The sequence below is a fragment of the Sphingobacterium sp. UBA7625 genome (assembly GCF_002484085.1).
In the GTDB taxonomy this organism is placed as follows: Bacteria; Bacteroidota; Bacteroidia; order Sphingobacteriales; family Sphingobacteriaceae; genus Sphingobacterium; species Sphingobacterium athyrii.
The window spans coordinates 70,853-95,964 of sequence record NZ_DLJD01000028.1 but is presented as its reverse complement, the minus strand read 5'-3'; the positions used below and the strand labels follow the sequence as shown (position 1 = coordinate 95,964).

At 39.6% G+C, this 25,112-nt stretch carries 14 protein-coding genes; 9 read left to right on the top strand and 5 right to left on the bottom strand.

Features of this window, described 5'->3' with window-relative positions; genetic code table 11:
* The first annotated feature begins 179 nt into the window (after window positions 1-179).
* Window positions 180-1,421, top strand: a complete 1,242-nt coding sequence (locus B4G94_RS28215; protein ID WP_286859133.1) for a hypothetical protein — start codon at window positions 180-182, stop codon at window positions 1,419-1,421.
* A gap of 95 nt (window positions 1,422-1,516) precedes the next feature.
* Window positions 1,517-4,342, top strand: coding sequence for a TonB-dependent receptor (locus B4G94_RS12190; protein ID WP_286859131.1), 2,826 nt, complete (start codon window positions 1,517-1,519; stop codon window positions 4,340-4,342).
* Window positions 4,343-4,391: 49 nt separating this feature from the next.
* Here B4G94_RS12190 and B4G94_RS12185 read toward each other — a convergent pair whose 3' ends face one another.
* Both B4G94_RS12185 and B4G94_RS12180 read right to left on the bottom strand, forming a co-directional pair.
* A complete protein-coding gene (locus tag B4G94_RS12185) occupies window positions 4,392-5,603 on the bottom strand; it encodes a hypothetical protein (protein ID WP_286859129.1) in 1,212 nt (403 codons plus the stop codon).
* Window positions 5,604-5,845: 242 nt separating this feature from the next.
* Complete coding sequence (locus tag B4G94_RS12180) at window positions 5,846-7,264, bottom strand: RNA-binding domain-containing protein (RefSeq protein WP_286859127.1); 1,419 nt, start codon at window positions 7,262-7,264, stop codon at window positions 5,846-5,848.
* 1,565 nt (window positions 7,265-8,829) lie between these two features.
* On the opposite strand from B4G94_RS12180, the gene B4G94_RS12175 reads away from it, so the two are divergent.
* The 5 genes from B4G94_RS12175 (at window position 8,830) to B4G94_RS12155 (ending at window position 17,647) form a co-directional block, all read left to right on the top strand.
* Window positions 8,830-10,152: an IPT/TIG domain-containing protein gene (locus tag B4G94_RS12175; RefSeq protein WP_286859125.1), complete on the top strand. Its 1,323-nt coding sequence runs from the start codon at window positions 8,830-8,832 to the stop codon at window positions 10,150-10,152.
* Between the two features lie 16 nt (window positions 10,153-10,168).
* Entirely contained in the window at window positions 10,169-13,303 is a 3,135-nt protein-coding gene (locus B4G94_RS12170) for a SusC/RagA family TonB-linked outer membrane protein (RefSeq protein ID WP_286859123.1), read from the top strand.
* A 23-nt stretch (window positions 13,304-13,326) separates the two neighbouring features.
* Window positions 13,327-15,387, top strand: coding sequence for a RagB/SusD family nutrient uptake outer membrane protein (locus B4G94_RS12165; RefSeq protein WP_286859121.1), 2,061 nt, complete (start codon window positions 13,327-13,329; stop codon window positions 15,385-15,387).
* 78 nt (window positions 15,388-15,465) lie between these two features.
* Entirely contained in the window at window positions 15,466-16,359 is an 894-nt protein-coding gene (locus B4G94_RS12160; protein ID WP_286859119.1) for a DUF1735 domain-containing protein, read from the top strand.
* A 13-nt stretch (window positions 16,360-16,372) separates the two neighbouring features.
* Window positions 16,373-17,647, top strand: coding sequence for a BACON domain-containing protein (locus B4G94_RS12155; RefSeq protein WP_286859117.1), 1,275 nt, complete (start codon window positions 16,373-16,375; stop codon window positions 17,645-17,647).
* A gap of 347 nt (window positions 17,648-17,994) precedes the next feature.
* Here the strand turns inward: B4G94_RS12155 and B4G94_RS12150 are convergent, their stop codons facing one another.
* Window positions 17,995-18,690, bottom strand: a complete 696-nt coding sequence (locus B4G94_RS12150) for a hypothetical protein (RefSeq protein ID WP_286859115.1) — start codon at window positions 18,688-18,690, stop codon at window positions 17,995-17,997.
* Between the two features lie 344 nt (window positions 18,691-19,034).
* Between B4G94_RS12150 and B4G94_RS12145 the strand changes: the two genes are divergently transcribed.
* Together B4G94_RS12145 and rlmB are read left to right on the top strand one after the other, a co-directional pair.
* A complete protein-coding gene (locus B4G94_RS12145) occupies window positions 19,035-20,891 on the top strand; it encodes a DNA polymerase III subunit gamma/tau (RefSeq protein ID WP_286859113.1) in 1,857 nt (618 codons plus the stop codon).
* A 49-nt stretch (window positions 20,892-20,940) separates the two neighbouring features.
* Window positions 20,941-21,735: a 23S rRNA (guanosine(2251)-2'-O)-methyltransferase RlmB gene (gene rlmB, locus B4G94_RS12140; RefSeq protein WP_376786623.1), complete on the top strand. Its 795-nt coding sequence runs from the start codon at window positions 20,941-20,943 to the stop codon at window positions 21,733-21,735.
* A 222-nt stretch (window positions 21,736-21,957) separates the two neighbouring features.
* On the opposite strand, the gene B4G94_RS12135 is transcribed toward rlmB, so the two are convergent.
* Window positions 21,958-23,721 carry an AMP-dependent synthetase/ligase gene (locus tag B4G94_RS12135; protein WP_286859111.1) on the bottom strand — a complete coding sequence of 588 codons (1,764 nt, stop codon included), beginning with the start codon at window positions 23,719-23,721 and terminating at the stop codon, window positions 21,958-21,960.
* 215 nt (window positions 23,722-23,936) lie between these two features.
* The coding region (locus B4G94_RS12130) for a helicase-related protein (protein WP_286859109.1) at window positions 23,937-25,112 on the bottom strand (1,176 nt) is incomplete at its 5' end.

Sequence of the window (25,112 nt, the reverse complement as noted above, 5' to 3'; positions counted from 1 at the left end):
TACACTAAGTTAATCAGAAAAGGTCCGTTTTTCAAAAAAATCCTCGTTTCATTACTATTAAATAGGTTTTGCTGATTAGGTACATATTAAATTAACATACTATTGATTTATTAATAACATATAGTGCATATGTAGTTAACATTACCTCAGTTAATTTGTAGTGTCAAAAAAAACAAATCATGAGAAAGAAATTTTTACCAATCTTCGGCGCATTAGCAGTAAGTTTAGCTACTGTAGGTTGTAGCAGCGATGATCCGATTAGTCCCGGCCCTGAGCCGAAACCAGAGCCAGGAAAGGATATCGTGAAGTCGGGTATTTTGAAATCCAACGAAACATGGACAGCCAACAATATTTATGTATTAGATGGTCGTGTCGTAGTAGATGAAGGTGTAACATTGACAATTGAACCAGGAACTATCATAAAAGCGGAAGATGGCCAAGAGGCTAATGCGACAACTTTAATCGTGGATCAGGGTGGTAAATTGATTGCAAACGGAACAGCTGATAAACCCATTATCTTCACAAGCGTAAACGATCAGATCAAAGTGGGTGAGAAAAAGAGCACATTGAAACCAAGTGATGCTGGACAATGGGGCGGAGTAATCTTATTGGGTAAAGCACCGATTTCTGTAGCGGCGTCTTCAGGTAAAGGCTATGTAGAAGGTATTCCTGCCGGTTTAAGCTATGGCGAATTCGGAGGTACGGATGCTGCTGATAATTCAGGGTCTTTGAAATATGTGTCAATCCGTTACAGTGGAACTGTTGTGGCAACGAATAGTGAGATCCAGGGCTTGACTTTGGGTGGTGTGGGTAACGGCACAACTATCGAAAATATTGAAATTTTCTCCAATAAAGATGACGGAATCGAGTTTTTCGGAGGTACAGTGAATGTGAAAAATGTCGTTGTGTACGGACAGGAAGATGACGGTTTGGATATTGACCAAGCTTACGCAGGAACAATTGACAATGCTCTTGTGATCCAGACAGAAAAATCTGATTCAGGACTTGAAATTGATGGTCCTGAAGGTAATGCAGTAGGTGCATTTACCTTAAAAAATATCACGATTAATATGAGTAATCTTGCTGGTAAGAAAATTGCAGATTTCCGTGATGGTGCAACTGGTAAATTAGAAAATGTTTATGTAAGTAACATCAATGCCGATGGCAATGTCGTGAATGTTAATGATGAGAAATCAATTATTTCATTCAACGGTGGCAAGATAGGTCTGGCAAGATGGGAGATGGTATTACCAACCGGCAAAACAATCGCCAACTTGTTAACATCTAAAGGAACAACTGCTATAGACGCAACTAAATTTACAAGTAATGCAATCGGTGTTACTGCAGGCTCACAAACAGTAGGTGCCAATATTTCAGCATTTGATTGGACATTTACAAAAGCTAGTGATTTATTGAAATAATCTAAATCATATATATCCACCTTTCGATAGCAGGAAATTAGTCGAAAGGTGGATTTCCCTAAAATACACACATCAATCCTATCAATCAAAAATTAATGAACAAGCTATTTTCGGTTTTACTGTTTGTTTTAGCAGTAATTCCAACCCTATTATTTGCACAAAATGGTAAAATTACAGGCGTCATTAAGGAAGAAGGTTCTAATTCTCCTTTAGCCGGCGTAAGTGTGGCCATCATTGGTGCTTCCCAAGCTACCAGTTCAGACTTTGAAGGAGACTACACATTAGAGGTAGCTCCTGGGAATTACAAAATTGTTTTCAGTTATGTAGGTTACCAAAAAAAAGAAATTACAGATATTAAAGTAGAAGCTGGGAAGTCAGCTATTGTAGATGTTAATCTGACTTCTACAGATAATAAAATAGATGAGGTAGTCATCACGGTTTCAGCCCGAAAAAACACAGAACAATCGATCTTGAATATGCAGAAGAGTTCGGGGGTGGTAATGGACGGTTTGTCCTCACAAGCGATTCAGCGTTCAGGAGCAAGTAATATAGCATCTGCAGTCCGGGTAGTTCCAGGTGTGTCAGTTCAAGAAGGTAAATATTTATATGTCCGTGGACTAGGGGATCGTTATACCAAGTCTATTCTGAATGGTGTCGATATTCCGGGCTTAGACCCCGATAAGAATACCGTTCAAATGGATATATTTCCTACAGGGGTATTGGAAAATATTATTGTCATGAAAACGGCTTCTGCCGAATTGCCGGCGGATTTTACGGGCGGTGTAATTGATATTGTTACAAAAGATATTCCGGCACAAAGGAATCTGGGTGTTTCTGCATCTCTGGGATATAATCCTAATGCGCATTTTAGAGATGATTTCGTTGGTTACAAAGGAAGTAAAACAGATTTCTTAGGGTATGACTATGGAGATCGGAATCTTCCTGTTAAAAAGGATTATAACATTCTAAACCCAGTTACGTCAGAAAATAGAAAAGCCGTGGAGCAAGTTGCCCGCGCTTTTGATCCTATTATGGCTGCTCGACGTCAATCAAATAATACGCCTGACTTAAGTTTGGGAATAGATTATAGTAATCAATTTAAGATTGGAGAAGATAAACTTGGTGTGATAGGGTTGTTGAATTATAAACGTACAAGCATGTTTTATAAAGGTTTTCAAAATGGAATCTATCAAAAACCGAATCAGACTGATGATAGTCCTGAACTGAGAGCCGATAAAAAGACTATAGGCGATTTAGGCGAACAAAATGTGCTATTGTCAGGGATGTTGGGTTTGAACTATAAGACGGCTAGATCTAAATATACATTAAATGCTTTACGTATACAAAGTGGAGAATCGAGAGCGGCAATCTTCAATCAAACTACCGAGATTTCGAACTCCAATGAAACCATGCGCCATACCTTGGAGTATACTGAACGTGCCATCACAAATCTATTGTTAAGTGGTAAGCATAGTAATGAGAACGCAGATTTTATCACCGAATGGAAATTATCACCGACTTGGGTAAAGGTAAATGACAAAGACATGCGCCAAACAACCTTTGTGTTGAACAGTAGCGGAAATTATGTCATCAATACCGATGCAGGTCTCCCAATACGTTTTTGGAGATACTTGGATGAATTCAATGGAGTCTCTAAGTTAGACTTTACCAAAAAGTTGAATTTATTCGAGCGTGAATCGTCGTTTAAATTTGGAGGTCTGTATAGCTATAAAAAGAGAGATTATCGTATTAACAATTATAGTATTGAATACCGTAACAACAATAAGGATGTAACCAATGGTGATCCTAATGGTTTCTTAAACCCTGAAAATGTTTATGATGCTACTACAGACCAAGGTTTTTGGGTAAGAGGTAACTATCAAGCTTCAAATACATTTGAAGCGTCACAACAGACAGCGGCCGCCTATGCCTCATTGGAGGTGAAACCTATGGAAAAGTTGAAAGCTATTATAGGCTTGCGCGGTGAAAATTATACAACCATTTTTACAGGGGAGAATGTTGACGGACTGAAATATGATAAGGTAAAAACCATCAATAAATTTGATCTATTTCCCTCGTTGAATTTGATCTATAATACGTATACTAATCATAATTTAAGAACATCTTATTCACGTACAGTAGCAAGACCATCATTTAAGGAATTATCTGTCGTTCAAATATATGATCCATTAACGCAAATACGGTTTTTGGGGAATTTGGAATTGGTTCCAACTTATATCAATAATATAGATGTCCGCTATGAGATTTTCGCTAAGGATGCGCAGATGTTCGCATTAAGCGGATTCTACAAAGGTTTTAAAAATCCGATTGAATTACAGGCCTATAATGATGCAGTGCCTTTAGATATTACACCGAAAAATGCCCCTTCAGCAACAGTCATTGGTTTGGAACTTGAGGGACGGAAGAACTTTGGATTTATCTCTGAAGAGTTGAAAAATTTAAGTTTAAACTTGAATGTTACCGTGGTCAAATCCGAAATTGATATGACAGAAGAAGAATATACTTCAAGACAATCATTCGCCCGTGAGGGACAGGAAATTTCAACAAAGAGACAACTACAGGGACAGTCTCCCTATTTGATCAACACAGGTTTATCCTATAACAGTGCTAGTAACGGCTTAGAGGCAGGCGTCTTCTACAATGTACAGGGTAGAACTTTGGAGGTTATTGGTTTTGCGAGAAATTCAGATGTTTACTCAAAACCATTTAATTCGCTAAATCTGAATGTTTCTAAAAAAATAGGTACGAATATGAAAGCTGGTACAATTTCCTTAAAAGTAGATAATCTTTTAGATAGCAAGCGTTTAAGTGTTTATGAAGCTTTTCAAGCGGCCGATCAAATTTATCAACAACGTATACCGGGACGTAATTTTAGTATAGGGTACAGTTATAACTTTTAATAAAAAGTAATCTGTTTAGATAGAGCTCTGCTAATTTATTAGTGGGGCTCTATTTTTTTAAACCATGGGGTTTGTAATGATATACGACCTGATAGTTCTCGCCTTGGTGTTTCAATGACTGTTCTCCTATTTTCAATTTTTTCTCCTGCGGGGTTGGTTCACAAAGTGTGTAATAATTCCCATTATAGAGAATACTTTTGCCAACTGGTTTATCAAATTGAATAGCTAATGTGAGGTGTGTAGGATAACGAAGAGCTATCATTGGCAAATCATAAATTTCCTTTACAAGATAAAAGAAAAGTGCAGCACGATCATCACAATCACTAATATCGTTTATTAAGGTTTGTTCTGGTGGGAAGCGTCTTTCTTTCCCATATATTTCACGGTCATCTTCGTATAAAAAAGAATATCTGGTAAATTGCATTAGATAGTCTACACCTTTTTTTATTGACATCTTCGCGGTGTTCAGCTTCAAGAATGGTATAATGGATTCATAGGTTTCCTTACTCAATGGAATATTAAAATAAGTCTCATAATCAACAATTGGATAATTTTTAAATATTTCATTAACGTCAGAATTGACTTTCAACTTAAAATGATAAGCTTTCCCATTGTACTTAAATCCAATTTCTTTGTCTTTATAGTTATCTGGTTTAAAGTCAGGAAGCTTTGTTAGTTTGTAACTAAAACTATTTTTAGCCTCTGGAATTTTAATATCCACCAACTTATATTTTTCTTGATAATTGAAGACGTTGATATAATCATGATAATTTAAGCAAACATAATTATCATTGTCTAAATTGAAAAAAGGTAAATCTGATATATCATCCTTACTTTTTATATACAGAATTATCTGATTCTCTAGAATGCCCAAACGTGCATCATATCCGGACTTACACATCAAGAACCATTTGTATAGTGTGTAGCGCGCATAGTTTTCCGCTTTAGGGGCTATTTGTTGTGCTGTACGGCGCACAAGTTGATAGTATACCCAGTCATTAAGATGTTGCTTGTCCTTGTAATCCAATAGGCTGTTAACTAAATTACGGTATTCTGTCTGATCGGCAGCCTGATAAAACTCTTGGACACGAGCTCCAGTTAAACTATCATCGAATGGAATATTGAACGAGGGAGATACATCAATTGAAACCTTTCCGTCATAGAAATCGAAATTATGACGTTGCGCCCTAACAGGTTGTAGACTGTAGGTTAACCAGCATAAGATGGTCAAAAACGCAATATAGTATCCTTTGATGTTCAATTCTTAACAATTTGATAACATAAGTGTAATATAAATTTAACAAATTGTAATAGCTTTTTATAGGGATTAATGAAAAATGTTTTTGGGATTGCAATGTCTCTTTATTTTCGACAATTCATTTTTTGGCGGATCTGATAAATCTATACATTCTATCATCTATTAATGTTTCCATGTGTCAATTTATTTTTCAATTCAATGGATATCTGATCATTGTCTGTACGGCAATTTGGTTTTCCATGATACTAATCAAGGACTTTCCAAAATCCAGTTTTAGTAGAACCTATTCTTTTTATTATATTTGCTTTCCGTAATTTGGTTAATTGATATTCAACTCCTCTAATGGACAATTTGGTTTTTTTCGCAAGCTCTTCTCTGGTGCTGTAAGGATTATTGCGTAAATAGGATAATATTAGGGCTGAGTTTCCTTTTAGGTTTTCTCCCACAGTTTCCCCCACAGTTTCCCCCACAGTTTCCCCCACAGTTTCCCCCACAGTTTTTCCAGCCTTCGGGATTTGGGTATTTACTTTTTGGTTTGTATAACTTAGCATGACATTCAATCCATTGGGGATTTCTTCCACTGTTAACTTCATCGTTGGGTAAATAGAAATTTCTTTACGGATTCTAAGAAACCCACTTCCATATTTTTCAATCTCGCCAGTTAGATAGAAAGCTTCGGCAATTAGCTTATTCCGTGTGTAAGCTCTATAATTATTTCGTTCTAGATCTTTGGTAGTGAGGTCACCCATGAGTTTACCTGGGTTAAAAAAGGATATACTATTGTCGAATATTTTGATTTGAATGTCTATTGGACTTCGGTAATCTCGGTGAATCAAACTAAGTAGAACAATCTCTCGGACCGCGGGCGGGGGGTACTCAAAAATTTCTGTTCGTTGTGCGGATATACCATTGATCTCAAACGCAACTTTAATATGAGCTATGAGATAATTTATGATCTCATCGACGACCTGAAATAGCGCACCATTGAACATTTTATCATCTATAATTAAAGTCGGAGTTTTGAACCTACCAAGATGAATATTATAACCAATGTTGCCTTTGCCAAAGAGAAGCCAGGCTGCATTTGTTATTTGCTCGTTATTTATCAATTTTAATTTTTCGAGGCTACTCTTTACATCGGTTAGTAACTGAAATCTTCCTGCGGAATTAACCCTTTCTATGAATTTTTCTACTAGTTGCCAATCCAGTTCGTTAATAGTTTTACCATAGGCGGGGTATGAGTCCCATGAAAGCTGAAGAGATTGTAAAGTTAAATCTGAAATCTGGGTGGGTGATAAGATGTGATTGGAATTATTTACTCTTTTATAATACCTTCCTCTAAAAGCTATCGGTTTGATAGGAAATTCCGAAATAGTTAATTCGACAATCTCTATACCATCAAGATGAAAGGTATTTGCATCGGGAATTATAGCCGGTTGAGTTTTATTCTTTATATCATTAAGCCATTTTTGGACGGTTTCGTTTCCGATTGAAAAACCTTTTATAGGTTGTCCGGTATCATTTATACCAATAATAACACGACCTCCCTTAGTGTTAGCGAATGCCGATAGAGATTCAATTGCAGCATCATTAAATGAGCTCTTAAATTCTGTTTGCGAATCTTCTTTTAATGATTTAGACCTCAGGTTTTTATTCTTAGTCATACTTTTAGATTTGATGAGTTGTTCCCGTCAGATTGAGAGAATCAGACGGAAAAATAATCGGCTTTTTTTACTAACTACTTTTTGCAGGAATAAATATACTAAAAAAAATAGTAATTTCAATCGTTACATAAATAGGCATTTAAAAAATTATGGTTCGGCAGCAAATGTAATGCGCCGTATTCCCATTCCATTATAGGTATGGAAAAGTATTTATAATTTGTTTACTAAATACTACCGCCTAGCACAAGTTTATTTAATATGTTTTTACTATTTTACAGCTCAATTTGACTGTTATTTATTGACTATGCCTAAATCTCAGCTACTGGTTAACCGAATTCAAACGTAAAATTTGTTATTGTTTTATATTGTAGAATTAATTCCTAAATCCACTGCATTACTACTCAATTGATCGACATTATTTCCTGTAACTGTTGAATTAATGCCAAATATATCGAGTATATAAGATCAGAGATTGTCCAAATCTGGATAACGAGTTGTTCCTCTTTTCATATTATCCCCATCAACATCCAAAATGCATAATACTGGATTTTTAGGAAAATGCTTGCGTCGTGTGAGAAATTCGCACACTTTTGGAGAAATTCGCACAAAAATCGAGCATGCTCGAACTGGACAGCGGCTGTATGACTCTATATGCTTTTTCATTTTCCTGATTTTTGAAATGTTATCAAAATCAAAGTTAGGGAAGGGGGATGCCAAAAAATTGGGCTTTTAAGTACTATTTTTTGGTGTTTGCTTCGCTAATTATTCAGTATTTCTTCGCCTCTTGTCCGTACGATCTTCGGAATGCCCATATAGATTCTCTACTCATTCTCCACTTATTGCCTACATAATCAGTAGGGAAAGAGTAGGGGATGAGTGGAGAAAAGTAAGGTGATAGGCGAATATGGGGCGAAGCAGTCCTGAACGAGTCCCGAATGAGGAATGAGCAATTTTTAGATAATGCCAATCGCACTAACTTCCTATGTTCTTTGCTGTTTTTTATGAGCGTATTCGCTTCCCGCCCCACTTTTGGGTTACTATCTACCTACTGTTGGCCTACTCCTGTAGGCCAACAGTAGAAAAATACAGTATTAAGCAGGTTGTCACTAAAGGAAAATAACTGGTTGGTTGTATCCCAAATACAGCACAATTTTCTTTATTTGTTTTTAAAACCTGTTTTCCTGTGCAAATTTATTACTAACAAGATGTTACAATTCGAAGGTTTCATTTCATTATTTTTTGTAACATTTTTGTTTTACTTTATTGATTAATTTTCTTTCTATCCAGAATGCGCGCTTAGCATTAAATTAAAACAATGTTAATGATTTAATAATTAACTGAATGATGGTTTGTGCGCGCTTGTTGTTAGTTTTGCAGCGTTCTAATCGAAGGTCTTATTACCTATGATAGCTTATGTTATATATTTCTAATGCTTTCATATTTTAGTAAAATAGCTTTGTAATGTTTCAATTTTAGTGTTGTAGATATTTGTTTTGTTTGTTTTTCTAAATTATATTCGATCTAACTTTTAGAACCAGTTATAGATTTACTTAACCGAAGTTATTATGAAATGTAGTCAATTAACATTTTCTTTGTTAATGTTGCTGTTTTCTTCTTCTTGTAAGGAAGATGTTGCGACAAAACAGAGTGAGCATGATCCCAATACACCGATTGTGCTTTCCTCTTTCTACCCTGCAGAAGGCGGGGCAAAAGATAAAATCTTATTAGATGGCAAAAATTTTGGGTCCGACCCTAGCAAGATCAAAGTGTATTTTAATAATGCACGGGCCGCGGTTGTCTCCTCAAGCGGAGAACGTATTTATGCCATTGTACCACGCCTTCCGGGCGATGATCCCAAAATTTCGGTTGTAATCGGTAAGGATTCATTGGTTTATGATAAAACATTTACTTATCATATTCAAGCACAAGTTAGTACTGTTACTGGTACGGGGGATAAAAACTTTTTGGCGGGTACCCTTGATCAAGCACATGTCTACGGTAAATATTTGGATATGGATGCGCAAGGCAACCTATTTATGACCTGGCGTGATGGTGGATCATTTGGTATAGCGCGTATCAATGAAAAGGAAAATATTGTTACTCCTTTATATTCAGCGGCGTCTTCACCTAACCCCTACGCCAATGGAGTGACGGTAGATCGGGAGACTGGTATTATGACGGTTTCGCATGAGTCGGTTGCCGAAGTGTTTTTTTCCTTTGACCCAAGAGAAGCTTGGACACTTCGCCAGCGGAATGCACAGTTCTCAGCTGCGGATTATGCAAAGATCGTTCAGGCCGACCGTTATGCAAACTTCGTGACTTTCTGTCCGTATGATGGTCACCTATACACTCGTTTTCGCGATGGTAATATCGCTAAAATAAATCCAATAACTTATGCTGCTACTATCGTACATAAAGGACCTTACGGTTCGCAATATGGGCAGGCTATTAATCCCGCAAAACCTTGGGAACTGTATATTACGTTGCACTCAAATGCTAGCCCGAACACATTTGCACAAGGGATTTCGGTATTAGACCTACGTCCTGAGTACATAGGCGAAGGCTTCAAGCGTGTCAATGCGCCTGGTGGTTCGGGATTTCGTGATGGTCCTGTTAAGGATGCTGTATTCAATTACCCAAAGGATATCAAATTTGATAAAACCGGAAATATGTTTATTGCTGATTATGGCAATCACTGTATCCGCATGTTATCGACTGACGGTATTGTATCGACAGTTGCGGGACAACCTACCAAAGCAGGGTATAAGGATGGAGGACCTGTAGAATCCCAGTTCAACCAGCCTTGGGGAGTTGCGGTAAATGATCAGGGAGATATTTATATCGCTGATTGGAGTAACGCGCGTATCCGTAAACTAGTTATTGAATAATTAACCTACTTATGATATGATGAAGATTATTTATTTTTTGTGCATACTGCCCTTGTGTTTTTGGCTGTCGCCTACATTTGCACAACAAACAGAAGAACAATTGACAATTGCCGGAACGGTCGTTGATAGCAAGGGACAACCTATAACTAAAGTCTCGATCTATGTTAAAGATAAGCCGACCGGAGCAACTTCTACAGATGAAAAAGGTAAGTTTACGATTCAAGCGGTATACGGAGATTGGTTGGTATTTACCAGTGTGGGCTATGATCTCGTTGAGCATTTGGTAGTAGAGTCCACCGCTAATCTCGAAATAAAGATGCTGGACAAGAGTACAAATATCGATGAGGTCGTAGTCGTTGGATTGGGAGCCAAGCAGCGAAAAATTAGTTCTGTTGGTGCTATCACGACTGTGGATGTGAAACAGCTACAGAGTCCGGCACCTTCCATTGCGAATATGTTAGGCGGACGTGCCGCTGGTATAATATCAATGCAGACCTCAGGAGAGCCAGGTGCGAATATCGCGGATTTTTGGGTGCGTGGTATTGGTACGTTCGGTGCCAATGCGAAAGCCTTAGTGCTTATTGATGGGCTTGAAGGTGATTTGAATACAATAGATCCTGCTGATGTGGAGAGTTTCTCTATTTTGAAAGATGCTTCAGCAACAGCAGTATATGGTGTGCGGGGGGCTAATGGCGTCGTATTGGTAACCACCAAACGCGGTACCGTAGATCGTATCCAGATTACAGGGCGTGCAAATTCTACCTTATCAAGACTTAACCGGTTACCAAAATATTTGCGTGCTTATGATTATGCCTTACTGGCTAATGAAGCATCCGCCGTGCGTGGGAGCGAACCTCTGTTTAATGATACCGAATTGGGTATTATACAACAGGGCTTAGATCCGGACATGTATCCCGATGTCAGCTGGCAAGATGAAATTTTAAACCGAAATTTCTGGCGTCAGAGCTATTATGCTTCGGGACGCGGTGGTTCTGAAGTAGCACGATACTTCCTAAGCTTGGGCGGTAACAGTGAAACAGCGGCCTACAAAGTTGATAAAAATAGTATTTACAGTTCTAATGTTGGTTATAATACATACAATTACCGTATCAATCTCGATATTAACCTGACAAAAACGACCAAGGTATTTTTGGGTTCTGACGGCTTTTTATCGATTAAAAAAGAACCCGGATATGGCAATACGGATGATATTTGGAAAACACAATCTACACTTACACCGATTTCTATTCCGCTCCAATATTCCAATGGTTTATTGCCTGGGGTAGGAGCCGGCGAACGTTCATCACCTTATGTCATGATCAACCGTACGGGTAACTACAATAATCAAAACTATAAAGGGAAGGTAACGCTGGCATTGGAACAGGACTTAAGCAGTGTGCTTGAAGGATTGAAAATCCGTGGTCAAGGGGCCTATGATATCCATAGTTATTTTTCTGAACGCAGATGGATGCAGCCTGCATTGTATGAGGCTACAGGCCGCGATTTGGACGGCTCGCTGATCATGGTGCAAAAGGTTCAGGAGAAGCCAGCTTCCTACTCGAAGTTTGTAAGCCAATACCGAAAATATCATTTTGAGTCGACACTAAATTATGATAGAAAATTTGGGGAGGACCATCGTACCTCTGCTTTGGTCTATTATTATATAAGTGATGCCAAAGATACCGATGATGCAACGAATAATTTGACGGCGATACCTGTTCGTTACCAAGGGGTTTCCAGCCGGTTTACTTATGGCTATAAGGATACTTACCTATTGGATGCTAATTTTGGTTATACTGGTTCGGAAAACTTTCAGCCTGGTCGCCAATACGGCTTTTTCCCATCAGTGGCGGTAGGATGGGTGCCTACAAGTTACAAATTTATGAAAGAGACTGCCCCTTGGCTAAATTATTTTAAAATTAGAGCGTCCTACGGTACTGTAGGTAACGATCGAATTGTGAATGATATCCGTTTTCCCTATCTCACCAAAGCAGATATCTCCAATGGTAATGTTTGGGGAGTTGGTGGGATAGAAACAATTTCGGAAACCCGTATCGGTGCGGATAATTTGGAATGGGAACGTTCGATCAAGTCTAATCTGGGAATAGAAGCGAAACTTTTTAACAATAAAATTGATTTTGTGATCGATTTTTTCCAGGATCAACGTAATGGAATTTTTCAACCACGTGTTCAGGTGCCGGATTATGTGGGTGTAATCTCCAATCCGTATGCCAACGTGGGACGTATGAAGAGCTCTGGTGCCGATGGTAACATTAGCTATACAACCCAGCTCAATAATGATATGACGCTTACTTTGCGGGGTAATTTTACTTACTCCAAGAATGTGGTACAAAACTGGGAACAGGCTTACTTAGAATATGCTTATTTGGAGTATAATGGGTATCCATACAATTCCATTCGAGGTTATCAATCGTTAGGCTTATTTAAAGATGAGGACGATATCAAATACAGCCCAACGCAGAGCTTCGGAACGGTGTTGCCCGGTGATATCAAATATAAAGATGTCAATGGTGACGGTATCATTAATACCCTCGATAAAGTGCCATTGACCCATAGCAACTATCCGTTGACCATGTACGGATTCGGCGGAGAGTTCCGTTACAAAAACCTTTCGCTTGGAGTACTATTCAAAGGTACAGGTAAGACTTCTTTCTTTTACGTAGGCCAGCCAATGAAATATAAAGATGTGACTGAGGATACAGGTATGGGGTATATGCCATTTTTTGGTGGTACCAATGGAAACGTAATCAGCATGGCTAATGCCCCTGCCAATCGTTGGATTCCGCGGGAGTATGCCCTCGAGCATGGGATTGATCTCTCGTTGGCTGAAAATCCCAATGCCAAATTCCCTCGTTTGCAATATGGTAACAACAGTAACAACAGCCAGTTGTCCTCGTTTTGGATGGATGATGCCCGTTATTTGCGATTGCAAGAACTTACCTTGAGTTATAATGTAAGTCCAAATTTCTTAAAGCGATTAGGTGTAAAATCCATGGATCTTCAGTTTGTTGGAAATAACCTGTATATCTGGGATAATGTTAAGATTTTTGATCCGGAACAAGCGGCTTGGGGTGGACGTAAATACCCTATTCCGACGACTTATTCGTTACAGGCTTATATTAATTTTTAATAGCACAGAAATAACTTAAAGACATGAAAACGTCAGTAATTATAAAAAGAATAGCCAAATCCATCTTAGCAATACAGCTGTTGTTTATGGTGATATCCTGTAAAGATTATCTCAATATTGATAACTACTTTGACGATGAGTTTAATATTGATTCGGCTTACGCCAATACGCGGTATATAGAAGCTTATATGTGGGGAGCAGCAGCGTTGTTTCCTGACGAATCCAGTACGGTCAGATCAAATTATACACCTGGACCAATGGCAACGGACGAAGCTATAAACGGTCTTACGGGGACAGGGACTACGAATGTTTACTATGGAATGGATTTTGTCACAGGAAATATTACACCTGATTTTTACGGCGGTGGTAGCGTTACGCTTAATCAATGGGGGAAATACTATAAAATCATTCGTAAGGCTAATAATGTGCTGAAAAATATCGACGTTCCTAGGGATATGAGCTATGCTGATCGCAACCGTATCGAAGGATACACGCGTTTTATTCGGGCTTATGCTTACTATAACCTTATTATAGATTTTGGCCCTCCAATTTTGTTAGGGGATGAAATTGTGAATACCAATGAGGATATTGCATATTATGACCGTCCTCGGGCAACATATGATGAAGCCATGGAATACATCTGTGGTGAATTTGAAAAGGCTGCCATACAACTGCCCACTGATGTCGGTCTGTTGGATTTTGGTAAACCGACAAAAGGTGCTGCCTTTGCTTTGATTGCCCGCTTACGCTTGATTCACGCCAGTCCATTATTTAATGGCGGTACTGTTGCTAATTCCTATTTTGGGAGTTGGACCCGCAAAACCGATGGGGTACATTATGTATCACAGCAATACGATGAAAAACGGTGGGCGGTAGCTGCTGCTGCCGCTAAACGTGTTATGGATATGGGACGGTATAAATTGTATACAGTTCCTGCAGACGAACGAACGCCTACACTTCCAGCCGGGGTAACTTCTGATCCAAATTTCTACGGAAGCTACCCAAATGGAGCGGGTGGTATTGATGCATTTAGATCATACTCTGATGTCTTTACCGGTGAAGCTGTGGCTTCCATCAATCCCGAATACATCTGGGGACGGAATACGGAATATTTTAGAACGGATTTGAATCAGGGTGCATTTCCACCAACTTTGGGGGGATGGGGGCGTTTTTCGGTCACTCAAAAAGTTGTAGATGCCTATTTGATGGATGACGGACGTACTAGAGAGGAGGCTCGTGGCGATACTTATTTTGAAGCGGTGGCTGACCTACCTACCGGTGGTACCTTTGACGATTTGTTTACGGCCCAATCACGTAATTTTTCAGGTTATCCGCTTAATGCCGGAATCTTTAAGATGTATGCCAACCGTGAGATGCGTTTTTATGCATCTATAGGCTTCAATGGTGCGGTTTGGCAAGCTTTGTCGAGTACAACGTTGAATAACCATACCGCTCAATATTTCTATCAGGAGCCTGATGGCCGTGGCGGTGTTTCGGCTTCATCACCCAACTATCCACTTACGGGTTATGTTATAAAAAAATGGGTACATCCATTTGATGCGATAACCGGTACAGGTGCTCGGATGATGCCCAAAGCATATCCTATTGTCCGTTATGCGGAGATATTACTTTCTTATGCAGAAGCTTTAAATAATCTTAACGGAAACCATGTGGTACAGCTCGGTGATAAAACCTATACCGTGAGCCGGGATGAAAGTGAAATAAAAAGTTCTTTTAATGCTGTTCGGTACCGTGCAGGTTTACCGGGATTGTCATCTGCGCAGCTTGCCAATAAGTCAGAGGTTCAGAAACAGGTGGAGCGTGAGCGAATGGTGGAGTTTCTATGGGAAAATAGACGTTTTTACGATGTACGCCGTTGGGGCAAGTACGAAGAGACCGAACGTGAACCTATTCGTGGTATGAACCCGGATGGTGCGGATCGGGAATCCTTCTACAAACGGGTTTCACCGGGTACATCGTCATTCTTGACACGTCAGGTAGACAAAAAATTGATTTGGGTGCCTATACCACGTGCCGAGATGCGGAGATTACCATCATTGGATCAAAATCCGGGGTATAATTAGGATTAAACAATAGAAACAGAAATTATAAGCGTCTTCCCTTGACCGAAATGTTAAGGGAAGACATTAAAATATTAAATTATGAAACGAAGTTTTATAGCTATACTAACGACTTCGATCGCTTTAGTTGCCTGTAAGGACAATGAAGTGTTCGAAAAAGAGATGTATAAAAATGAAGTGGCATTAATAAGTTCTGATTATCACAATACATTCAAGGAAGTAGTCCGCCTGACCGGAGAAGAGGTGATTGGATATGTGGCAGCATCTTCAGGGGGTACACATGCACCTAGCAAAGATCTTATCATTGGTCTGGAAGAGGATCCGGAACCATTGGTAAAATATAATTTTGCTGTGTATGATAATTCAGAAGACCTGTATGCCAAATCACTTCCCAAAGAAAAGTATGAGATCATGGACAACAAGATTGTGATCAAAGCAGGTGAGCTCACGGGTCGTACCATGGTCAAATTGCGGCCAGACGGTCTATCTCCAGATTCTACCTATTTTATCGGGTTAAAAGCAGTAAGTCCATCAGGTGTTGAGATAAAACCAAAGAAAAGTACGATGTTATATCAGGTTATCATCGAGAACGAGTATGCGTCACAGGCCAAAAACACGACTTACTCGATGGTGGGTTTTGCCAATGGCCTGGCAACAGCGGCTAATAAACAGCTATTTCCATTAACCAGTAATAGTGTACGGATGGTGGCTGGAAGTGAGACTTTTGTATCCAAAGTACCTAATATCGCAAAGAATTGTCTTACACTGGAGATCGATGATTTTAATAATGTAAAAATAAAACCGTACAAGGATATTCAGGTGGTGCAATTGGATAATGACCCAATGTATCCGAATAAATTTAAGGTGGAAGAAGCTTTCGGTATGCGCACGAACGTATTCCTATTGTCATATCAGTATACGATAGACAATGTGACGACAATTATGAAGGAACGTGTTGAAATGCAGGTTAAATAAAATTATGGAATCCATGAATACGATTAACTACTACAAATTGGATACGCTTCCAAAATCAATATTTGTCTTTTGCCTTAGTTTGATAATGATACTGACATCCTGTAAAGATGATCTTGAGGTAGATGGTGCTTTTGCGTTAAAAGATAATCCATCAAAATTGGAAGCCGCAGCTAATGGGGTATCTGAAACCTACACTGTTCAGGCGAGTGGCAAATGGAAAGTTGAACCCCTCCGAAAAGAAAATTGGCTTAAAATTGATCCAATGGAGGGAAATGGAAATGGAACATTTACCGTTACCGTCAACAAAAATACCGATCCGGAAGCACGCGAACTGACATTGTTTTTTACTTTAAATGGAAAATTACAAAATAATGTGTTGAAGGTAGAACAGGCGGGGTTCACAGATCAAGGACAAGTGAAAAATCCCTATTTAAAAATAGATGGCTTATCCAACCGCCTGGAAGTTCTGGAAGCCGGTATGACTGGACAGTATATTCTCCGCTCTACGGGAAAATGGAAAGTTGCCTTGGAAGATGAATCTGAATGGGTGAAGGTTGCTCCTATGGAAGGTGAGGGCGATACCCCAATAACAATTACCATAGATAAAAATGCCGACATTGAGCGTACAGCAAATCTATTGTTATTTTTAGACGACGTGCAACAGGCATCTCCGCTTACTGTATATCAGAAAGGCGTGAAACTGCAGGTGGAGGGTGATGTTGTTCTCAAAGAAGACTTTAACTGGCTAACCTATGGAAGTGAAATTTTTAATGTGACTTCAGGCGAAACAAGGATTGCCTCGTGGAGTGCCGAAGAGCTGGACAAGGGTTGGACCAGTACGATCAATACGACGGAAGGTGGAGGTAATTACGCATCGATTTATGCAAGACCAGGTTTTATTAAATTAGGGCGTACAAATTATGGCGGCGATCTAATTTCACCGAAGCTGGCCAATGTACAGCGTACGAAAAATCTATTGGTTACCTTCAAAGCCGTGCGATATGCTACCGGTGATCATTATCTACTCAATGTTGGTGTCAAAGGACCGGGAGCGGTCAGTGTGAGCCAATTTAACGTGATGAAGGTAGCTACTCCTAATTCGAATCTAGAGTCGTGCAGAGCTGCATGGCAAACTCCAGAGGCGACCTATTCTTTTGTTGTTACGGGGGCTACTGCAGAGACTCAAATTTGGTTATTGGGAGGCGCTTTTGATCAGCGTGCTGGTAATTGGCCCGCTACTGTTAACCGTATTTTTGTCGACGATATCGTTGTTACCGTAGCTAAATAATAAAACTGGCCCATGTATACTTTTTTGTGAAAAGTTACATGGGCTATTTTGTGCCCTCCTCCAAATAGTTTTTAACCGCTATCACAAACTTGGATGGTTTTGCATGCTGTTTTTTGATCAGATCCCGCAAGCCTTGCATTTTCTTGCCATGATAAGCCTTTTGGCTATTGCAAGCTAAATACCAAAAAGGGAGCAATCAATAGATACTTAACTTATCGCGGGTGTTATTATCTGGGAGCATTTATACTAAATTGCTAATACACCCTAGAGCGAAAATTTCGAATAAAAATGATGTTATTTTATACAAAGTCAATTCCAAGAACTGCCCTATAATCTTTTAAGAGAAATTAATAAGTAATCTTGGGCTTGCCATTTTCACAGATAACACCTTTAGCTGGCTTGTCATTTTTGTCTGAACAATTCAAGCTCTTGTCCTGTATTCTTTTGGCACTGTACAAATGATTATATTGTTCTGCCATATTTCCAAACTCAGCGAAGTTTTGTTTATCGGTATATAGTATGGGGATAAATTCACAGTCTTTGCGCAAGGTAGCAATGTGCCATTTACTTGGATCGTTGCAGGGAACGTCATCAAAAAAGGTCTGCAATTTGGGGAGCAGATCCGCCAATAGTTGATTGATTTCAGATAATTCCAGATCTCTAGCCGAAGCGACTTTCAGTTTACCGGCGATGCAACGTATCCCAAAATGGGGTGGAAGATAATTAGGGGCTACACTAGTGTTGTACACAATCGGCCCTTTATATACTTTCTGTGCTCTTTCTTTAAGATCTGCGGCCTCGGCAAGTAATTTATTATAGGCTTGCTCGAAGCTCGGATGTACGGGTACATAGGTGTAATAGAGTGTGTCAATACGGCATTCCTTCAGATCATTGCAAGAAAGATTTTCAGTTAGTTTAACGGCTTGCTGAATTTTATCATCTGCTAGACTGGTGAGTTCTTCATAGCTGTCTTCTTTTTTGCATCCGGAAAATAAAAAAATACTCAATAAAATGGTGTAAAATAAGGTTGTTTTTTGCTTCATAATTTGGTTTTAATTTCTTTGATAGTAATATAACGATCAATATTAAAGTTTCGCTACAAAAATAAAAGTAAATATCAATACATTGAAGATGCGATAGTTCTATTGGGGGCCACCTCCTAAATAATTATATCCTGTTTCATCGTTCGATTTGTTTAATCTACAATGTAATTAGATATTGTATATAAAAGCAAATTTATCTAAGTTTGAAAACCAAATGTTTGTGGGTATGTTATTTTCATCCATGAAGTGACCCCAGAAAGTTGGACATCCCTATTAATTACTGACTTGCGATTTTTAGGTTTTAGTTTCTCCATTTTCTTTTTTAAAATCCGTATCTTCGTGCAATGGATAATTTTATTGTTTCTGCACGTAAATACCGCCCGATTACCTTTGATTCGGTTGTAGGTCAGCAACACATTACAGGCACCTTAAAAAATGCAATTCACAACAATCAGTTGGCGCAAGCATTTTTATTCTGTGGGCCACGGGGTGTTGGTAAAACTACTTGCGCGCGTATTTTGGCCAAAACAATAAATTGCGAACAGATCTTACCCGGAACTGAGCCTTGTGGCGAATGTGACAGCTGTAAATCCTTTCAGAACGGTAATTCGTTCAGTATTCATGAACTCGATGCCGCATCCAACAACTCGGTGGATGATATCCGTAATCTCATTGATCAGGTCCGTATACCACCGCAGGCCGGAAAGTATAAGATCTATATTATCGATGAGGTGCATATGCTCTCGCAGGCTGCTTTCAACGCATTTTTGAAAACATTGGAAGAACCGCCTTCCTACGCGATTTTTATCTTGGCTACAACGGAGAAACATAAGATTTTACCGACGATCCTTTCACGTTGTCAGATCTTTGATTTCAATCGTATAAAGGTGGAGGACATGGCAGGTCATCTGGCGAGAATCGCTGACCGTGAGACGATCGCTTATGACCAAGATGGTTTACATATCATTGCACAAAAGGCGGATGGTGGTCTCCGTGACGCCTTGTCTATGTTTGATCAGATTGTCAGTTTCTCAAATAAGAACGTAACCTATCAAGCTGTGATCGATAATCTGAACATCCTGGATTACGATTATTATTTTAAGCTAACGGATTCGATCTTGGCTGAAGATGCTGCGCAAACGCTTTTGACATTTAATGAGATTTTGAACCATGGCTTCGACGGAAGTCATTTCATTGCTGGTTTGTCGGCTCATTTCCGTAACCTGCTGGTGGCCCGAGAGCCCGCGACGTTAAAACTATTGGAAGTAAGCGATAGCATACGACAAAAATATTTACAGCAAGCGCAAAAAGCTTCTTCGGGGCTTCTATTGTCTGCATTGAATATTTCAAATCAGTGTGAAATAAATTACAAGACCAGCAAAAACCAACGCTTACAGGTAGAGCTTGCTTTGTTAAAAATGTGTCACATCGCAAGTGCCATTAAATTAAGTCAGCTTGGTTCCGTACAGATTCCTTCAGCTGCTGAAGGAGTAAAAAAAAAACTCCCTGAGCCAGTAGTTTCGCAGGCAAAGGAAATTCCTTCTACGGCAGCATCTTCTGGAAATACAGGACAAAATGGGACATCAGCACCAGCTGTATCGACTCAGGCGCCTGTCCCCAACCCGCCAACAACAGTTTCCAATCCCCAGACTTCAACCATCAAGCCCGAGGTTAAAAATGAGGCAGTTTCAAATGTGCCGCCAAAAGTTAAAAAAGGGGGATGGGGATCCTCAGCTTCTGCAATTATTCCATCATTACCGGATCTGAATACCATTTATGACAATAACGCTGTTGCCAAAGAGGGAGATGAACCTGAATTAATAAGAGGTACCGAACAACGTGAGGTAAGCTTTAATCAATTTATTGCGATTTGGAATGCTTATGCTGAGCAGTTGAAGACAGAAAATAAAATCAATCTATATACGATGATGACGGCTACGCAACCTCGCTTGAAGGGCACATTGATCGAGATAGATGTCGAGAATGGTGTACAGATGGATGTATTGCAAAGCGCGAAAGTGGATGTATTGAATTATCTTCGCGTCAAGCTGCAAAATTTTGCGCTCGATCTACAAGGGGTTATGATGGAATTTACGGTTTCCCGCAAACCGTACACTTCGCAGGAAAAGTATCAGGCAATGGTAACCAAAAATCCGCTTTTAGATACTTTGCGTAAAGAGTTCAACTTAGGTTTAAGCTAATTTTTGTACCTTTGCAATCTCTTCTATTTGGAAGGTAATATTTAGTTTTATGATGCAAGGAAATTTTCAGAGACGTGATCGCGATCACGGCGAAAGACGTGAAGTAAATCAGATGGTATTCGGTATTCGTGCCGTTATTGAGGCGATTGATAGTGGTAAAGAAATTGAATCGTTATTTGTACAACGCGGATTAAGCGGTAGTCTGATTCTGGAACTGAAGTCCTTATTGAAAGAACATGATATTGCTTTTCAGCAGGTACCTATTGAGAAACTGAACCGTATTACACGGAAAAATCATCAGGGTGTTATCGCGGTTATATCGCCAATTACTTATCAAAATATTGAAGATCTCTTACCTCAGATCTATGAGAAGGGTGAAACTCCTTTGCTTTTGATGTTAGACGGGGTGACTGACGTCCGTAATATGGGGGCTATTGCACGTACGGCAGAATGTTCAGGTGTGCATGCGATCATTGTGCCTAAAAAAGGATCTGCTGAAATAAATCCGGATGCAATTAAAACATCGGCTGGAGCACTGTATAAAATTCCGGTCTGTCGTCACGACAGCCTTTCTAAAGTGGGTAAATTTTTAATAGATTCAGGCGTACAATTGGTTGTTAGTACGGAAAAAACAACTTCGAGTATCTATGATGTGGATTATACTGCGCCTACTTGTGTCATTATGGGAGCTGAAGATGTCGGCGTATCAAATGATTTAATTCGTATCGCGGATAATCTTGCCAAGATACCCATGTATGGCGAAATAGGTTCCCTTAACGTGTCTGTATCGGCTGCGGTTGTGATCTATGAGGCAATTCGTCAACGTCTGCCGAAGAAGTCGTAAGCTTAAAAAAAATCCACAATATAACATAGCTTTTGTCTCTGACAAAGGCTATTTTTTTGAATACCGATCTTGTTGAGTTTTAATTTGATTCTGAAACAAGAGGGGCAAATTTATACTGATCTTGCTGATTCTTATTTCAACACCTGGACAAAAGCACCTGGTCCAGTTACTGATATCTTAGATGCTTTGTTGTTTGACCCTGAGATCTGCTTGTCTATCTCGTTAAGTATTGTAGATTGCCTCAACCTCTTTTTCATACTTCTGGAGAATGATTTTCCGCTTCATTTTTAAAGTCGGGGTTAATTCTCCAGTCTCTATCGTCATTTCGTTCGGAATAATCGCAAATTTCTTGATCTGCTCCCAGTTACCAAAATTTTGATTGATGCGATTGAGTTCGGACTCAATCTGTTGTTTGACTTCAGCGCTGTTGAGAAATTCTATTTTCGACAGTTTTGCCAATGAAGGGGAGGCGTTTTTGCTCCATTCCAAAAGATTGGCATAGTTCGGAACAATTAAAGCCGCAGGGAATTTTTGCGACTCACCAATTACCATCACCTGCTCAATCAGAGAAGATTCCGCAATTTTGGACTCAAGCTGTTGTGGGACAATGTATTTTCCGCCGGAAGTTTTGAACATCTCTTTCTTGCGATCGATTATTTTGAGAAATTTACCGTCCACCCATTGACCGATATCACCTGTATACAGCCAACCGTCTTTCAGGACCTCAGCAGTGGCTTCTTCATTTTTATAGTAGCCAATCATATTGTTTTCCCCTTTGGTGAGAATCTCCCCATCATCGGCAAGTCTGATTTCGATATTGATCAGTGGCAGACCGACAGTACCGATTTTCATCCCTCTTTTAAAACAGTTTACAGCAATACAGGGGCCTGCTTCAGTTAAACCATAGCCTTCGTATATCGGTATTCCGGCAGCCATGTATAGTCGAATTAATCTTTCTTGTAAAGCTGCACTGCCCGATGCGATACCTTTGATATCTCCGCCTAATACCGCTCTCCATTTCGAGAAGACTAATTTTCGTGCAATACTTAATTTAATGTCATACCACCAGGAACGGTTATCCAATGTATATTGTTCACCGATACGAAGAGACCAAAAGAATATCTTGCGTTTGAATCCGGTCAGCTTTTCACCGGTTGCAATAATTTTTTCATATACTTTTTCAAGTACACGGGGCACGGCTGAAAAGATATGTGGTCGGACTGATTTGAAATCTTCTCCAATGGTATACATCGACTGGGCAAAAAAGATTGTTAAGCCTTTATACATATAGACATATTGGAATACACGTTCGTAGGCATGGCAAACGGGTAGAAAGGAAAGTGCACGGTCTCCGCGTTCGACAGGGAAGGAGTATTCACTGCTCATGGTATCGGCCAATAGATTTCGGTGGGCTAGCATAACTCCCTTTGGATTTCCGGTTGTCCCCGATGTATAAATGATTGAAGCCAGGCTATCGGTATTGACGGCATTTCGAAGTGTTTCAAGCTGCTCATCAGCGATGGAAGAGCCCTCAGCTATGAAATGCTGCCAATGTGGTATATGCTCTTCTTTATCTAAGGTGAAAATATGCTCCAGGAGCGGGCATGAGTCTTTGATCGCAGTGATTTTGGTGTATAATTTTCTGGAGCTTACGATACAATTTCTGATCTCAGCATGGTTGAATATATACCTGTAGTCTGATTCAGAAATATTCGGATAAATCGCGACAACAACAGCGCCGATCTGCTGGATTGCAAAATCAAGAATATTCCATTCGATACGGTTTTCACTGATTAAAGCAACTTTTTCTCCTGCTTGAACACCTAATGCAATGAGACCTTTGGATACCTGATTGACCTGTTCGATAAAGTCTGTATTGCTTACCGCTACCCAATTTGTTCCGTTTTTGTAGGAAAACATAGGAAAGCCGGGCGCAGTTTCTTGTTGCAGATAGGCTAAATCAAATAATCGTGTTGCTGTTAGCATGATGGAAATCCCGTTCGTATAATTGAGCTAATTTACGGATTTTTGAGGAGATTAAAGCAGTTGGGAAATGGAATATCATGCATTAAGCTGACGAGAAGGGGAGGAGTATAACTGGTTGTGGACCCGTCGGGGGGATTATAAATGAAAAAGACTCTGATCTGCAAAGCCGGGGCTTTCCAAATCAGAGTCTTTATACGTTTATCTAAATACTAAATCTAGTATTTGCTTTTAGATTCTTTACGTTTACCTGAGAAATCACGGAAACCTCCGCCATTGCTACCACGGTCGCGTTTTTCGCTGCTGAATCCGCCTTCACGTCTTCCGCCACGGTCACCGCCACCATATCCGCCTTCACGTCTTCCGCCGCGATCACCACCACGGTATCCGCCTTCGCGTCTTCCGCCACGGTCACCACCACGACTTCTTCCACGATCACCACCACGGCCTTCGCTTTTTGCTTCTCCAGATACTTCGATACGTACTTGACGACCGTTGTAATCCACACCTTGGAATCCTTGGAATACTTTCTCTACTTCAGCATCTTGAACTTCAAAGAATGTAAACACACCTTTTAAGTCAATTTTACCGATAGATTTTCCTGAGATATTCGCATTGTTACAGATAAAGCCTAGCATGTCTCCACGAGAGAATTCATCTACTGAACCTAAGTTCATAAACAAACGTGTATAACCTTTCGAACCTTCGCGAGAACGACCATCACGTCTGTCACCACGATCTTCACGAGAACCTTCGCGGGCTTCGATATTTAAATCAGGTGCATTTTTATAATAATCTAAGAAACGGTTAAATTCAAGAGAAGCAAATCTTTTGATAATATCTTCTTTTGAAAGAGATTCCAAGTTTTCCATAATTGCAGGCAAGAATGGACTGATTTGTTCATCATTTACTTCTACGTTTTCAATCTTCTTAACGATAGAGAACAATTGTTTTTCGCAAACTTCAGCACCTTGAGGAACTTGTTTTTTCTCAAAAGCTTTACCGATGATCTTTTCAAGATGACGGATTTTGCTGAGCTCTTTTACGTTTACCAATGAAAGAGAGATACCAGTTTTACCTGCACGGGCTGTACGGCCTGAACGGTGTGTATAGTTTTCTGTTTCATCAGGTAAAGAGAAGTTGATTACGTGAGTTACATCACTTACATCAATACCACGAGCTGCTACGTCTGTTGCGATCAATAATTGTAAACTACGGTCACGGTAACGTTTCATTACTTTATCACGTTGTTGTTGGGACAAGTCACCGTGCAGCGAGTCTGCATTGTAACCATCTTTGATCAACGCTTCAGCGATATCCTGTGTTTCGATTTTTGTACGACAAAATACGATACCAAAGATATCAGGGTTTGAATCCACAATACGTTTGAACGC